This window comes from Ruegeria sp. AB5, assembly GCF_056542645.1.
Window position 1 is genome coordinate 18,748 of record NZ_JBQGAE010000008.1, and the last position, 14,061, is coordinate 32,808.

Genomic DNA, 14,061 nt, shown 5'->3' on the forward strand with positions numbered 1-14,061 from the left:
CGCATGCTCAGAGACTTCATCAAAACCGCAGCGGTGGCCACTTCGCTTGTGGCCGCGTCCGCCATGGCCGCCGCAGCCGCCGATTTCACACTACGCGCAACCGCAAACTCGAACGAAAACGACGAAGACTATGATGGCCTCGTCGTCTTCAAAAACTACGTGGAAGCAGCATCGAACGGCGCGATCGAGGTCGAGCTGTTCATCGGTACCCAGCTGTGTTCAAACGGGGCCGAATGCCTGCAAGGCGTGGCCGACGGCACCATTGATATCTACATTTCCACCTCGGGCGGGGCCTCGGGCATCTTTCCTTACGTGCAGGTTCTGGACCTGCCCTATCTGATGGCCGATGACCGGATTGCCGAGCATGTTCTTTCCGGTGACTTCACCCGCACCATGCGCGACATGGCGCTGGAGGATTCCGGTGGCGCGATCCGTCTGATGACCATCGGCAACACCGGAGGCTGGCGCAACTTTGCGAATACCCAGCGCCGGATTGCCGAACCTGCCGATATGGACGGGCTGAAAATCCGCACCGTGGTCGCCGACCTGCCGCAGGAACTGGTCAAAGCGCTGGGCGCGTCGCCGACACCGATCCCATGGCCGGAACTGTTCACCAGCTTTCAGACCGGCGTGGTTGAGGGGTCAAAGAACGGCATCACCGACATCATGGGCATGAAGTTCCCGGATGCAGGCCTGCAATATGTCACGCTGGACGGTCACGCCTACATGGGCGCGTTGTGGTGGATGAACAACGCCAAATTCCAGGAGATGCCCGAAGATATGCGCCGCGTGGTGGTGGACGGGTTCTATGCGCTGCAGCAGGCCACATTTGCGTCGCCCAAGCGCAAGTCGATCCAGGCCTATGAAGATTTTGTTGCCGGTGGTGGTGATCTCTACGTCCTCACGCCCGACCAGAAAGCCGCGTTCAAAGAGGCCGCAACACCTGTCTATGACTGGTTCCAATCCAACGTCGCCCGCGGAGATGAAATCTTCGTTGCGCTGACCGAAGCGGTTGCAGCGGCCGAGGCAGACGTCAACGCCTCGCGCGATGCGGACCTGAACTAAGCCAACTTGGGTCGGGCGTTCAGCCCGGCCCTTACCGAAACGGGTACAGCCACCCTTTGTAGTCGTTGACCAGGACATGCGCTTTTTCGATCTGCTCCGGCGACATTTTCTTGACCACTTCTTCAAGGCTGATCGCCGCGTCGGGATCGCCGCCAATGGCGCTGAGCGTGTACCACATGTAAGCCCGCACCAGATCAGGCGCGGGCATTCCCAACCCCAGTTCGTAATACCATCCTACACCCGACTGCGCCCCCGGATGCCCCTTCATCGAGGCACGCAGGTACCATTCGAATGCCCGCTCATAGTCCTGTTCGACCCCAAGCCCCAACCCGTACATCACGCCGATCAATTCCTCGGCCTCGGCATTGCCCGACCGCGCAGCGGGCAGCAGTTCCTGCCGCGCTGCCTCGAATGCCCCTGCCTCCATCAGATCGCGCGCCTGTTCCAGTTCGGCCAGCGCCGGGGTGGCAAGCATACACAGGGCAAATACAAACTGACGCATGGGTTGGCTTTCCTTTTCGCCGGAGCGGCGGCAGCGCAAGACTTGCCGCGTCCGCTGACCGATGATGACTTCATTCCTTTTGATATGGAACAGGCCGCCATCGGTCATCAACTGTTTTACGATCCGATCCTGTCGGGCAACCAGAACATCGCATGCGCCCATTGCCACCACCCGGATTTCGGTACGTCAGATGGGCTGTCGCTGGGGATCGGCGAGGGCGGGCAAGGGCTGGGTCCGGATCGTACGCCCGGCATCGGAGCGGACAAAATACGCAAACGCATTCCGCGCAATTCGCCGGGGCTCTGGAACCTTGGGGCAAAAGAGATCCACACCGTCTTTCACGATGGTCGTCTGAGCATCTCGGATATCTACGGCAACGGGTTCAATTCACCAGCTCAGGAGTGGTTGCCGGACGGGTTGAACTCGTTGCTGGCCGCGCAAGCGCTGTTTCCGCTGACCTCACAGTTCGAAATGGCGGGCAACGTGGCCGAAAATCAGGTCACTGGCGCCGTGCATGATCGGATCGACAAAGGCTGGCCGATCCTTGCCAAACGCGTGCGGACCGATCCACGATATGGCCCCGCAATCGTCGCAGCCTTTGATGAGATCGAAACAACCGAGGATATTTCGATCACACATGTTGCGAACGCTTTGGCTGCGTTCATGGCTGTCGAATGGCGCAGCACGGACAGCCTTTTTGATCAGTATCTGGCTGGGGACACGGATGCGCTGTCGCATACTCAGAAAGATGGGATGGCGCTGTTCTATGGAAAGGCGCAGTGTTTTACCTGCCATCAAGGCCCGTTGATGTCGGACCAGCGGTTCCACGCGTTGGCTTTGCCGCCCTTTGGGCCGGGGCGAACGCGCCAATGGGACCCGCTTGCGCGCGACGTCGGTCGTATGGGGGAAAGCAACCGCCTCGAAGACGCCTACAGGTTCCGCACCCCGATGCTGCGCAATGTTGCTCTGACCGCGCCGTATGGTCATAACGGTGCGTTCCCCGATCTTGAAGGCATCGTTCGCCATCACCTGAACCCCCGGGCAAGCCTCAGGACCTGGACGCCTCAAATGGCGGGGCTGCCAGACGTTCCATGGTTACAAAAAACGGATTTCCTGATTTGGAGCGATCATCTTGAAATGGAACTTCAACGCAAAAAGATTGACATACATCCGATCACACTCACGGATTCAGAGATCCAAAACCTCGTGGACTTTCTGCAAGCGTTGACAGGGTCCGGAGTGAACTCGCCGGTGTTCGGTGTGCCCGAAGGATTTGTTCCCTAACTATCCAACGGCTAGTGCGTCAATGTTGTCAGTGAATCTTCACCGGTTTGTCAGGCCTGCAACCCCAGCAATTTACGCGCCTGCTCGGCTGTTGCGACCGGGCGTTCGTACTGGGCACATATTTCAACGGTCCGCTGGACAAGCGCTGCGTTTGACGGTGCCAGCGTGGTCCGGTCCAGCCGCACGTTATCTTCCAGACCAGTGCGCGCGTGACCGCCTGCGGAAATCGCCCAATGGTTCAGAACCTCTTGCTGTGCACCAATCCCCGCAGCGCACCACGGCGCGCCGGGGAACAATTTGTTGACCGTTTTTACATAAAAATCAAAGACATCTTTGTTGGCGGGCATCGCGTTTTTGACGCCCATGACAAACTGCACATAAGGCGTGTCCTTGATTTGTCCTTGTTTGTGCATCTCAGCCGCCTTCAGAATATGACTGAGATCGAAGGCTTCGATCTCGGGCTTGACGCCATAGGCCGCCATCTCGGCCGCCAACCAATCGATCAGGTCAGGCGGGTTTTCGTAGACGCGCGTCGGGAAATTGTTCGAGCCCACCGACAAAGAGGCCATGTCCGGTCGCAGTGGCAACATGCCACCTCGCGTCTTGCCAGCACCTGATCGACCGCCGGTCGAAAACTGTATGATCATGCCGGGGCAGTGTTTAACTAACCCCTCTTTCAACCGTGCAAATTTTTCCGGATCGCTCGATGGTGTCTCGTCATCGTTGCGCACGTGTGCGTGGCAGATTGTGGCGCCTGCCTCAAACGCGGCATGCGTGCTTTCCACTTGCTCCTCGACCGTTACAGGCACGGCCGGATTGTTGGCCTTGGTCGGCACAGACCCGGTGATCGCCACGCATATGATGCAAGGATCTGCCATTCTACGCCTCTTTCGGTGCCAGAACAAAATCGAATTCGACATCCCAATAGGGACCGTCAAAGCCGACGTCTTCAGACCGCGCCGGGTCATCGACGCGGTTGAACGCGGCGATCAAACTTTCTTTGACACCAAACACCGCGTCCGAGTTGATGTATTCGTCATCGGGATCAAAGATATGGGTGGTCAGGTCATCAAACCCTTCTTTTGAAACGATATAGTGGAGATGCGCCGGCCGGTACGTGTGCCGGCCAAGGCGATGCAGCAGATCAGCCACTGGACCATCATCGGGAATTGAATAGTTCTTGGGTCGTACGGCCCGGAACCAGTACATCCCGTCAGCCCCAGTGGTGAATACACCGCGCAGGTTGAAATCAGGTTGGATGCCTTTTTGCTGCACGTCGTAAAACCCGTCGTCATTGGCCTGCCAGACATCGATCTTGACGCCTTCCAGCGGGTTCCCATCCACGTCGGTGACTCGGCCCCGCACGACCATATCCTCACCTTTCTGGTCCAGACAGATGTTGTGCCCCATCTCGTATTCCGGTGCGCCGCCCACATGGAACGGCCCTAGCACAGTGTTCTCGGAGGCTCCGGTTGGGCGACGAGAGTTCACCGCATCCACCAGCATCGACACGCCCAGAACATCGGACAGAAGAATGTACTCTTGCCGCCAGTCGTCGCACATATGGCCCACCTTGGTCAGGAACATGATCGTCTCGAACCATTCCTCCTGCGTTGGCTCAATCTCTTTCACCGCTTCGTGGAGCTTGCGGGTGATGACCTCCATCACGTGTTTCAGCCGTTCGCTTTGTGCATTTTTATTGCGTGCAGCGACAACCTCGGCCGAGTTTTCTTCGGTGAAGTATCCCATCTCATGCGAGTCCATTGTGACCTCCTAGCCTGTCTAAGTCTGATCCGTTACCGCTCAACGCGAAAGGATTTTGGTCAGTGCCCGGCGCAACTCGCCTTCGGCATCTGCGGCCATGTCGGTCGCGCGCCATGCGACGTGTTGATCAGGGCGGACCAGCAGACAACCTGTATCCGCAACCTCGGACGCGCGGGCCCAGTCGCCAGTGTGGTCGACATAGGTCTGGCGAGGGCCAATAACGTGACAGCGGATAGGCAGTCCCAGTTCCTGAGACACGGTTGCGGCTGCTGTCACCCAATCTTCGCCACCGATACCCGTGAGCAAAGTGAATTCCCCGCGCCCACACAGATCCAGCGTTGAATGCTTGTCGCCCGTCTCGTGGTCAAACACCCAAACATGCGGAATGCGAGCGCCCGGCCAAGTTGTCGGCTGGTAGTGCAATTCAGCGTCGCGATCGAAACCGGGGTTGGGTTGTCCGTCCGTTTCAATCGCACAGGACGTGTACCGCTGGTTCATTTCGACGCCATGGGCATCGAACTCATACTTCTTGAAGGCAATCGCCTCACGGATTGCCTTTCGCTGCGCCCCTGCTTCGGGCGTTGAACCCGTACGGGCCTCAAGATTGCTTTGCATGACTTGTGGGTCGACGCCTTCGGCCATGCCAAGCGCCTCAAAAATGGGTCCGAATTCGCCGATGGACTGGTTGGCGCGTGTGACAATCTGTTTTGCGACCGGTGTACGTTCTTCGCTGTAGCTGTCCAGCAATCTTTCCCCCGCATGTCCCTTCAGAACCGCTGCCAGTTTCCACGCCAGATTAAAGCTGTCCTGGATCGATGTATTCGACCCCAACCCGTTGGAAGGCGGGTGCCGGTGCGCAGCGTCACCCATGATGAACACGCGGTCTTTCTGCATATGGGTCGCGTACATGTTGTTGACCGTCCAGGTGTTGGCGCTGATCAATTCGATCTCAAGCTTTGGATCGCCGACAAGCTGACGCGCGACCTGCGTGGCCATGGCGTCATCCACTTCGGGGGCAGGCTGGTTGATGTCATATCCCCACACGATGAGCCATTCGTTCCATGGGCGGACCATGCGGACCAAACCCATTCCGATGCCCCCGACATTTGCGCCAGGTTGCATCACCCAGTAGAGGACCGACGGGCGATGCGCCACATATTTGCTGAGATCCGCACGGAACAGGATATTCATCGACCCGCCCACGCCCATCTGGCCTTCGAACGGCAGGCCGGCATGTTCGGCGACCAGCGAATTCCCACCATCGGCGCCGACCAGATACTTAGACCGGATCGTGATTTCTTCGCCCGACAAACGATCAAGGCATGTCGTCGTTACGCCGTCTGCATCCTGCTCATGGCGCAGGTATTCGGTGCTCATGCGCGGCTGTGTGCCACGTCGGCAAGCAGTGCCGAACAGGATGGGTTCCATGAAGGTTTGCGGCAGATCATTCATCATCGTCGGGCTAGACAGCAGATGTTCGGCTTTTGACAGCGGGTGATTGCCCCAGCTTTTCATGCGCCCGATTTCTTCTCCCGCCAGACTTTCGCAGAACACGTTTTCGCCCATCAAATCCTGATGCGCGGCGTGCATATAGGCCTCGGCTTCGACCTCATGGCCGAGGTCGCGCAGCACCTCCATTGTACGCTGGTTGGTGATATGCGCGCGTGGTGTATTGGCCAACCAACGATAGCGATTGATGACCATATTTTCGATGCCATAGCTGGACAGCAATGCTGCCGTCGCAGAACCCGCCGGGCCCGTGCCGATGATCAGTACATCCGTTGTGATGGTGGCCATGATGCGCCTCCCTCTATTTGTCAGTTTGAGATATGTTGGGGCCGTCTTCTGGAGCCATCAGGACAAGGCGACGGCGTACAGGGAAAATTTGCAGCCCGGTTTTTTCCGAGATCAGCCCCCACAGGCCGCGCGGGGCGAAGAGCATGACCGCAACACCGATCAAACCCAGAACCATCAGGTACCAAGAGCCAAAATCGGCCAGCAGGCTTTGCAGCAGGAAGAAGACCAGCACGCCCAGGATCGGGCCTTCGATGGTTCCGATGCCGCCGATCACAACAATGAAGATCACATAGGCCGTCCAGTCGGTGACTGAGAAAGCGGCATCCGGTGAAATCCGCAGCTTCTGAACATAGATCAGCGCGCCGGTCAGCCCTGTTCCGGCGGCTGAGACAAGGTAGACGAACCACTTCATCCGTACTGCATCGACGCCGACAGACTTTGCCGCTTCGACATTGTCCCGAACGGCTGCCAGTGCCAGCCCACGTTTGGTTCTGAGCAGCCAATAGATGCCTGCGATCGTTGCAATCACCAGCGCCAGGGCCAACCAATAGGTCAGGATATCCCGCGCAGCGGCACCCCGTACGTCAAAGGTTGTCTGTATCCAGTCCGTCGCCCACATCTCGCGCGTCGCGGCGCGGGGCAGGGACGTTCCAGTGCCGCCCCCCAGAACCTTCCACTGGGCCACCAACAGACGCATGACTTCGGCAATCACCCAAGTTCCGATGGCGAAATAGGCCCCTTGCAGGCGGAAGGCGAAAAAAGCTGTCGGGATGGCGACAAGCAAGGCTGCGACGCCGCCCAGCAGGATTGCAGAGACCGGATCCATGCCCCACAGGATGACACCGCCGAACATGGCGTAAGCGCCCATGCCCACAAAGGCTTGCTGGCCAACGGACACAAGCCCGCCATATCCCGCCAGCAGGTTCCACAACTGTGCCAGCACCAACATGGTAAAGATGAAAAACAGGTCCTGGATCAAACCCCGGCTGGCAAAGCTGGGCAGCAGGATGAACAGAACGATCAGAGCGACGCAGACGGCTCCGGCGCTATAGGACGCGCGTGTCTGTGTCAGGATGCGGTACATCGTGGTATCAGCCATCAGTCCACCGCCCTTGGAAACAGGCCTCTGGGCTTGATCAGAAGCACGATGAGAAACGCCAGGTGACCGGCGAGGATTTGCCATTCGGGATTGATTGCAGCACCAACCGTCTGCGCGACACCGATGATGATGCCCCCAACCAGCGTGCCCCAAAGGCTGCCCAACCCTCCGATAATCACCGCCTCGAAGGCATAGATCAGACGTGCAGGGCCGACATTGGGATCAAAGTTGGCGCGCATACCCAGATAAAGCGCGGCAAGCGTCACGACCAGCATCGCGATTGCGGTCGCGGTGGCGAAGATGCGTTCGGGGCGGATGCCCATCAGGCCGGCGGTCACCGCGTCGTCCGAGGTTGCGCGGAACGCCCGGCCCAATTCCGTGCGGTAAAAAAGCTGGTTCAGACCAACGATGACAAGGATCGCCGAAGCAAATGTCAGCAAAGGTAAGACGCCGAGATTCAAACCGCCCATCTGAACCGACGCTGTGGCGATCTCGCCCGCTGGCAGACGTTGGCTATCCGCTGAAAATCCCTCAAGCAGCGCGTTCTGTAAAACGACCGACAGGCCGAATGTCACCAGCAATGGCGGCAGGATGTCAGGCCCAAGCACCCGGTTCAGAACATGCCGCTGCAGAACCCATCCGACCCCGAACATGATCGGCGCGGCAATGAGCGCCGCCAGGAATGGGGACAACCCGAGTAGCGAGACCAGCAAAAGGATCAGATAGGCGGCGAAGACGATCAGGTCGCCATGGGCCAGATTGACCAACCGCATGATCCCGAACACGAGGCTCAGCCCCGCTGCGAAAAGCGCATACAGCCCACCCAGCAGCACGCCCTGAATAATGGTATCAATCCAGATCATGCGGCCACTCCTCCGAAATAGGCGTCATGAATGGCCTCGCGGCTGAGCGCGTCCGCGGCGCCCTCCAGCGTCACGCGGCCTTCCATCATGCAGTAGACGCGATCCGAGACCTTCAAGGCTTGCCCGATGTCTTGTTCCACCACGATCAGGCTTGCCCCGGCTTCCTGAATGCGCGGCACGGCGGCGTAGATGTCCTTGATGATCACCGGGGCCAGGCCGAGGCTGATTTCGTCACACAATAGAACGCGCGGGTTGCTCATCAGCGCCCGGCCAATGGCCACCATCTGCTGTTGACCGCCTGAAAGGGCGGTGCCCGGATGTTTTCGGCGTTCTTCCAGAATTGGGAACAGGTCATAGATCGTCTGCAACGACCAATACCCCTGAACTTTCCGGCCAAACGTTCCGATCATCAGGTTTTCTTCAACACTGAGCGAGGGGAACAGCTTGCGCCCTTCTGGCACCATTGCCACACCGCGCGCCATGATCTCATCTGCTTTCAGGTTGCCAATCGGCTGACCGTCAAAGCGCACTTGATCTGCTCCGTTCGCCAGCACGCCCGATATGGATCGCATCAGGGTCGATTTTCCCGCCCCGTTCGCGCCAATAATGGCGACGGTTTCGCCCTCGGCGAGATGAATATCGACACCGAACAGAGCCTGAAAATCGCCGTAGTGGGCTGTAAGTGCTTGGGTCTCTAGTAAGCTCATCAGACTTCAATCCCCAGATAGATCTCTTTGACTTCCCGGCTGTTCATGATCTCATCAGGATCGCCAAGGCCGATCACCTTTCCGAAATCCAGAACCAGCAGCCGTTCGACGACCGAGGTAAGTGCATGGAGGACATGTTCGATCCAGATGATCGTCACCCCGCCGGCGTTCAGACCCTTGATCGTTTTGATCAAGGCCGTGCATTCGGCGTCGGTAAGCCCCCCGGCGATTTCATCCAGCAACAAAAGCTTTGGACTGGTCGCCATAGCCCGCGCCAGTTCCAGACGCTTGCGTTGCAGAAGTCGGAGGCCACCGGCTGTATCATTGGCCACATCCACCATTTCCGTCTGCTCGAGAATTCGAGCGCAGTCCTGTTCTACTTCCCCTTCGGACTTGCCCTGCCCATGTGTTGCCGCCACAAGCAGGTTTTCGAACACCGTCAGATGGTCAAATGGCTGAGGAATCTGGAACGAGCGCCCGATCCCGGACAAACACCGCTGCATCGGTGGAACACGGGTCACATCTGTTCCATCGAAATGGATCGAGCCCGCGTCAGACGTCAGGTTACCCGTGATCAGGTTGAACAGCGTCGATTTCCCGGCCCCATTCGGGCCGATGATCCCAAGGGCTTGTCCCTGCACGACGTCAAAGCTGACATCGTCGGTGACGGTCAGCGCGCCGAAGCTTTTTGAGACGTTTTTGAGTGATAGAATTGTCATGCTGATGTTCCTGCCCCGGATGTGATCCGGGGCGTTGGGTTTCGTTGCGATCAGGAGATTTCTTCCATCACACCCGCCGTTGGAATCTCGGGTGCCGAAGAGTTGTCGACGATCACGAGGTCATAGCTGCCATCGTCGAGCAGCCTCCACTGACCACCAACCAAAGGTGTCTTTGCGACATTCTTTGCGGCAAAGGGCGGCAGGCCAGCGCCGTCAAAGGCGATGCGGCCAACGATTGACTCCAGCTGTGTCGCGGCGATCGCTTCGGCCACGGCGTCTCCATCACCCGCGTCATCGACACGACCCATGACGTTGGCTGCCATTTCAAACAAAGCGTGCACAAAGCCGATGGGTTGAGTCCATTGGCGGTTGCTGGAGGCCATGTAGCCCTGCGCCAATTCCGCAGAGCTTGCGCCAGTCAACGAGGATGAAAACGGATGCGTGGGCGACCACCACACCTCGGAACTCAGGTTGTTCCCCGCGTTGCCCAAAGCCTCGACCGCCTGCGGGAACAGGATGGCTTTGCCGATGCTTGCGGCTTTTGGGGTGAATCCCTGTTGCTTGGCCTGGCTCCAGAACGTGGTGAAATCGGGCGGAATCGGAACTCCGGTCACGATTTCTACATTCGCTTGACGGAAAGCGTTGATCTGCGCCGAGAAATCGTCGGTCAGGTTCTGATACCGTCCGGGATCTGTCAGCGAATAGCCCTGTTCCGACAGAACCGGTGGAAAGCCCACATTCGGATCGCCCCACGCATTGCCATCACCGTCATTCGGGAACAACGCGCCGACCTGTTTATTTGTGTCCAATTGATTCCACATCGCCGTGAAGACCGAGATCACATCTTCAAGACCCCAGAAGAAGTGATAGGCGTAGTAAAACGGCTCCCAGCTTGAGGGATCACCGGGATTGCCCTGCTGTCCGATAAACCAGGGCTGCCAAGGGGCAACGGTCGAAATGCAGGGCACTTCCTCGGCCTCACAGGTGGACGCAACCGGGTTTGTCGTTTCGGGGGTTGAGGCGACCAGCATCAAGTCAATCTCATCATCCACGATCAACTCCCCCGCAACATCAGCGGCGCGGTTCGGGTTGGACTGGCTGTCCTTGACGATAACTTCGAAAATTGCGCCAGCCTCCGAGGCCGCAAAGTTTTCTAGGATGAATTTGTCCGCCTCGGAAAACGCGGCCAGAGGGCCGGATTGCGGGCTGACATAGCCCAGCTTGATCTTCGCCCCTTGTGCGATAACGGGTGCAGCGAGGCCACCAGCGGCCAGCCCGAGGCCGGTTGCGGCGCTGGATTGCAGCAATTTGCGTCGTGTGATCATGTGTCCCTCCTTTGACACGGTGAATTCAAGCGCCCGGGGCGTTGCCCGCCCAGGCGTTTTGCAAAAGCGCCCGCAGACCGTCAGCAGTGACTGGCCGCGGATTCCAATACGGTTTCCTGAGTGCGATTTCCGTGGCGCGATCCAGATCGGTTTCGGAAAGACCAAGGTCTTTCAAAGCCAATGGCGCACCCATTTCTTTGGAAAAATCCCAAAGCGCCTGACCGGGTTCCGAACCACCGAGAATGTCTGAAACCGGTGCCAGAAGGGCCGGTACCCCCGTGGCATTGTAGGCAATAGCATGGGGCAGAACGATCGCGTGGGTTTCCGCGTGCGGCAGATTGAAAGAGCCGCCCAACGTGTGGCAAAGCTTGTGGTGCAGTGCCATCCCGACCAGACCAAGGACTGTCCCACATGCCCAGGCACCGTGTTGTGTTTCTGCTCTGGCCTTCAGGTCGTTTGGGTTGGCGGTGACATTTGGCAAACCCTCAGCAAAAGCTTTCAAACCTTCGATGGCCAGCTTGGTCGTCTGCTCCGTGCGGTCCTTTGCATAAAGCGCCTCGGCCGCATGGGCCATTGCGTTCAATGCGCTGGTCACTGTCATCGCGGGTGGCAATGAGGAGACGAGTTCGGGATCATAGAGAATGATACGCGGCAGAATTTTTGCGTCCGTCAGGGTTGTTTTGACCCCGTCCTCGGTCTGACCCAGTATCGGAGTGGCTTCGCTGCCAGCATAGGTCGTCGGTATCGCGATCTGTGGTAGCCCGGTGCGCAGCGCAATTGCCTTACCCAACCCAATGGTTGAGCCGCCCCCGATGGACACAATGCTGTCGGCATGCACAGACAAGGCGTGTTCAACCGCTTCTTGGGTCACATCGACCGGTGTGTGCATCGTTGCCCTGGTAAAGACACCTGCAGCGCGATCCCCGATAGTTGCCGCAAGCTCCATTGCCATATCAACTTGCTGCGGCGTCGACAGGACCAGCGCCTTCTTCGAACCCAGCGCGGACAATTCTGCGCAGACATCGTTCCGCAAACCGGCGGCGAACCGCACTTTCTGGCCATTGATGCTTTTGGTGCTGAACGCCATCGGGCGATTTCCTCACATGCGCGGAATTGCGGACTAAGGAAAACGCTAGCAGGCCAAGCCTGCGCTCTTGATCGAATTATCGACGAACAATATAACTTTGGGTTATGAAGCTTGACCCAAGACATCTGGAAATTCTCGCCGCCATCGTTGAAGCAGGCGGATTGACCGAAGGGGCGGCACTGCTTGGGAAGTCACAGCCCAGCGTATCCAGAACTGTCTCTTTGTTGGAGGACAGGGTAGGCGAGCCGCTATTCCTGCCAATCCGAAGACCTCTTCAACCCACTGAACTTGGTCTTGCCCTTGCTCAGGAAGGTCAGACAATTCTGAATGCCGGTCGTCATGCAAGTCGTCTGGTGGATGAGTACCGTCAGGGTCTTGCCGGTGCGATACGGGTCGCAGGTACACCGATCTTCATGGATGGCGTTATCTCAAGCGTCCTCGCAGAGTTTCAGGCAGACCATCCCAATATTCGCATTGACCAGTCCTATGGGTACCCGACCGAGCTTTTGTCCAAGCTGTCTGGTGAAACCCTGGATGTGGCCATACTTCCTATGCGCCCGGCGGATGTCTCCGAAGAATATCAGTTCCGTCAAATCTTGCCGGGGCGAAACGTAATCGCCTGCCGGGCAGGGCACCCGTTGGCGCGCAAAAAAGAGGTGAAACTGGAAGACATTGCCGAGTATTCCTGGATTGCGCCACCAGCAAACAGCCCTCTCTTTCGCGATTTGCGAAACACGCTGGATGGCATCGGCGTTCGCGATTTCAAGATCAGTTTCACCGGCGGTTCGCTGAGCGCGGTTGTGAATGTTTTGACAGGCTCGGATTCACTGACCGTTCTGCCTTTCTCGGTGGTTTTCATGATGCAGCGCCAAAAGACACTGACAGCACTCCCCATAAAAATCGGCGACCCGGACCGTCATCTGGGATGCGTTACGCTAAGTGACCGTAGATTGTCAGCGTCATCGAACAGAGCGCTTGAGTTCATCGAACAGAAATTCGAAATGCTTGATCGATTGATTTGCAGCGTATGAGGAAATCTGTGCTCGCGTATTAACCGACGACTTGTTTTGAGTTGCCAAGACGCAATTAAGTTCACTGCTATTGGTCCGATACTCGGAAAGGAATTTGCAGAATGATTGCCTACATCACCGTTGGCGTTGATGATATACAACGCGCAGAACGTTTTTATTCTGCGTTTCTGCCAGACTTGGGCTACAGGCTAGAGATCTATCATGGTGATCTGAGTTACGCGTTGCCTGAAACGCCTGACCACCTGCCGGGTTTGCCTGAGTTCTACGTTAAAGCGCCATTTGACGGATGTCCTGCATCTGCCGGGAACGGAACAATGGTTGCCTTTCAGGCCCGCAATCAGCAACAGGTTCGTGATCTTCACGCCGCCGCGCTTGCCGCTGGGGGATCGGATGAAGGCCAGCCCGGTTTTCGCGCGTCGTATGGGGCCAATTTCTTCGTAGGCTACCTTCGCGACCCACAAGGCAACAAGATCGCATTGTTCTCCAGCAATCCCAATGAGCCGGGGCGAGATGATTGATAGGGGTTGAGCCGGAATGGTGGCCACCTTGGGGCACCAGTTCGCGCGAGCCATAAAATCCCCCTAAAATCCGGGTGGAGACTGGTGGAGCTACGTCGTTTTCGGGCACAGACATAGAGATTGAAACCCTCAAAACACGTCCGTTCCGCACCCTAGACAAGGTCTTGTGCCAGGCGAGATTCTATAGCAAATGCGCAGCTGGGCACCCGACCACCGCTTAGAGTGAATCCGATTTGTCAACTCGACCTGTATAGCACCGAGACCACACAATCGATTTTCCAGACACAGCGCCCCCGTGAA

14 protein-coding genes are annotated in these 14,061 nt (G+C 57.7%); 4 read left to right on the plus strand and 10 right to left on the minus strand.

Annotated elements, in window-relative coordinates; all coding sequences use genetic code 11:
- Positions 1-3 precede the first annotated feature (3 nt).
- Entirely contained in the window at positions 4-1,065 is a 1,062-nt protein-coding gene (locus ACR0L4_RS14500) for a TRAP transporter substrate-binding protein (RefSeq protein WP_480513710.1), read from the plus strand.
- 31 nt (positions 1,066-1,096) lie between these two features.
- Here ACR0L4_RS14500 and ACR0L4_RS14505 read toward each other — a convergent pair whose 3' ends face one another.
- Positions 1,097-1,567: a tetratricopeptide repeat protein gene (locus ACR0L4_RS14505; protein ID WP_480513712.1), complete on the minus strand. Its 471-nt coding sequence runs from the start codon at positions 1,565-1,567 to the stop codon at positions 1,097-1,099.
- Between the two features lie 3 nt (positions 1,568-1,570).
- Between ACR0L4_RS14505 and ACR0L4_RS14510 the strand changes: the two genes are divergently transcribed.
- Positions 1,571-2,851 carry a cytochrome-c peroxidase gene (locus tag ACR0L4_RS14510; protein ID WP_480513714.1) on the plus strand — a complete coding sequence of 427 codons (1,281 nt, stop codon included), beginning with the start codon at positions 1,571-1,573 and terminating at the stop codon, positions 2,849-2,851.
- A 50-nt stretch (positions 2,852-2,901) separates the two neighbouring features.
- Here the strand turns inward: ACR0L4_RS14510 and ACR0L4_RS14515 are convergent, their stop codons facing one another.
- The 9 genes from ACR0L4_RS14515 to ACR0L4_RS14555 are packed head-to-tail and all read right to left on the minus strand — an operon-like array spanning position 2,902 to position 12,212.
- Positions 2,902-3,729 (minus strand): 3-oxoadipate:acetyl-CoA acetyltransferase, encoded by an 828-nt coding sequence (locus tag ACR0L4_RS14515; RefSeq protein WP_480513716.1) that lies wholly within the window; start codon positions 3,727-3,729, stop codon positions 2,902-2,904.
- Between the two features lies 1 nt (position 3,730).
- Entirely contained in the window at positions 3,731-4,615 is an 885-nt protein-coding gene (locus tag ACR0L4_RS14520) for a dioxygenase family protein (RefSeq protein WP_480513718.1), read from the minus strand.
- Between the two features lie 39 nt (positions 4,616-4,654).
- On the minus strand, positions 4,655-6,412 hold the full coding sequence (locus tag ACR0L4_RS14525; RefSeq protein WP_480513720.1) for an FAD-dependent oxidoreductase: 1,758 nt from the start codon (positions 6,410-6,412) through the stop codon (positions 4,655-4,657).
- A gap of 13 nt (positions 6,413-6,425) precedes the next feature.
- Entirely contained in the window at positions 6,426-7,511 is a 1,086-nt protein-coding gene (locus ACR0L4_RS14530) for a branched-chain amino acid ABC transporter permease (protein WP_480513722.1), read from the minus strand.
- Positions 7,511-8,374, minus strand: coding sequence for a branched-chain amino acid ABC transporter permease (locus tag ACR0L4_RS14535; RefSeq protein ID WP_480513724.1), 864 nt, complete (start codon positions 8,372-8,374; stop codon positions 7,511-7,513). Before ACR0L4_RS14535 ends, ACR0L4_RS14530 begins: the two co-directional genes overlap by 1 nt.
- Positions 8,371-9,081, minus strand: coding sequence for an ABC transporter ATP-binding protein (locus ACR0L4_RS14540; protein ID WP_480513726.1), 711 nt, complete (start codon positions 9,079-9,081; stop codon positions 8,371-8,373). Before ACR0L4_RS14540 ends, ACR0L4_RS14535 begins: the two co-directional genes overlap by 4 nt.
- Entirely contained in the window at positions 9,081-9,800 is a 720-nt protein-coding gene (locus ACR0L4_RS14545; RefSeq protein WP_170752486.1) for an ABC transporter ATP-binding protein, read from the minus strand. The genes ACR0L4_RS14540 and ACR0L4_RS14545 overlap by 1 nt, the downstream gene beginning before the upstream one ends.
- Before the next feature lie 50 nt (positions 9,801-9,850).
- Positions 9,851-11,125: an ABC transporter substrate-binding protein gene (locus tag ACR0L4_RS14550; RefSeq protein WP_480513728.1), complete on the minus strand. Its 1,275-nt coding sequence runs from the start codon at positions 11,123-11,125 to the stop codon at positions 9,851-9,853.
- 25 nt (positions 11,126-11,150) lie between these two features.
- A complete protein-coding gene (locus ACR0L4_RS14555) occupies positions 11,151-12,212 on the minus strand; it encodes a maleylacetate reductase (RefSeq protein WP_480513731.1) in 1,062 nt (353 codons plus the stop codon).
- Between the two features lie 104 nt (positions 12,213-12,316).
- On the opposite strand from ACR0L4_RS14555, the gene ACR0L4_RS14560 reads away from it, so the two are divergent.
- A complete protein-coding gene (locus ACR0L4_RS14560) occupies positions 12,317-13,243 on the plus strand; it encodes a LysR family transcriptional regulator (RefSeq protein WP_480513733.1) in 927 nt (308 codons plus the stop codon).
- Between the two features lie 101 nt (positions 13,244-13,344).
- Positions 13,345-13,761: a VOC family protein gene (locus ACR0L4_RS14565; protein ID WP_170752478.1), complete on the plus strand. Its 417-nt coding sequence runs from the start codon at positions 13,345-13,347 to the stop codon at positions 13,759-13,761.
- Positions 13,762-14,061: the final 300 nt, after the last annotated feature.

Coding starts and splice junctions, on each gene's coding strand:
- ACR0L4_RS14500 (WP_480513710.1), top strand. CDS start 4: ATGCTCAGAGACTTCATCAAAACCGCAGCGGTGGCCACTTCGCTTGTG.
- ACR0L4_RS14505 (WP_480513712.1), bottom strand. CDS start 1,567: ATGCGTCAGTTTGTATTTGCCCTGTGTATGCTTGCCACCCCGGCGCTG.
- ACR0L4_RS14515 (WP_480513716.1), bottom strand. CDS start 3,729: ATGGCAGATCCTTGCATCATATGCGTGGCGATCACCGGGTCTGTGCCG.
- ACR0L4_RS14520 (WP_480513718.1), bottom strand. CDS start 4,615: ATGGACTCGCATGAGATGGGATACTTCACCGAAGAAAACTCGGCCGAG.
- ACR0L4_RS14525 (WP_480513720.1), bottom strand. CDS start 6,412: ATGGCCACCATCACAACGGATGTACTGATCATCGGCACGGGCCCGGCG.
- ACR0L4_RS14530 (WP_480513722.1), bottom strand. CDS start 7,511: ATGGCTGATACCACGATGTACCGCATCCTGACACAGACACGCGCGTCC.
- ACR0L4_RS14535 (WP_480513724.1), bottom strand. CDS start 8,374: ATGATCTGGATTGATACCATTATTCAGGGCGTGCTGCTGGGTGGGCTG.
- ACR0L4_RS14540 (WP_480513726.1), bottom strand. CDS start 9,081: ATGAGCTTACTAGAGACCCAAGCACTTACAGCCCACTACGGCGATTTT.
- ACR0L4_RS14545 (WP_170752486.1), bottom strand. CDS start 9,800: ATGACAATTCTATCACTCAAAAACGTCTCAAAAAGCTTCGGCGCGCTG.
- ACR0L4_RS14550 (WP_480513728.1), bottom strand. CDS start 11,125: ATGATCACACGACGCAAATTGCTGCAATCCAGCGCCGCAACCGGCCTC.
- ACR0L4_RS14555 (WP_480513731.1), bottom strand. CDS start 12,212: ATGGCGTTCAGCACCAAAAGCATCAATGGCCAGAAAGTGCGGTTCGCC.
- ACR0L4_RS14560 (WP_480513733.1), top strand. CDS start 12,317: ATGAAGCTTGACCCAAGACATCTGGAAATTCTCGCCGCCATCGTTGAA.
- ACR0L4_RS14565 (WP_170752478.1), top strand. CDS start 13,345: ATGATTGCCTACATCACCGTTGGCGTTGATGATATACAACGCGCAGAA.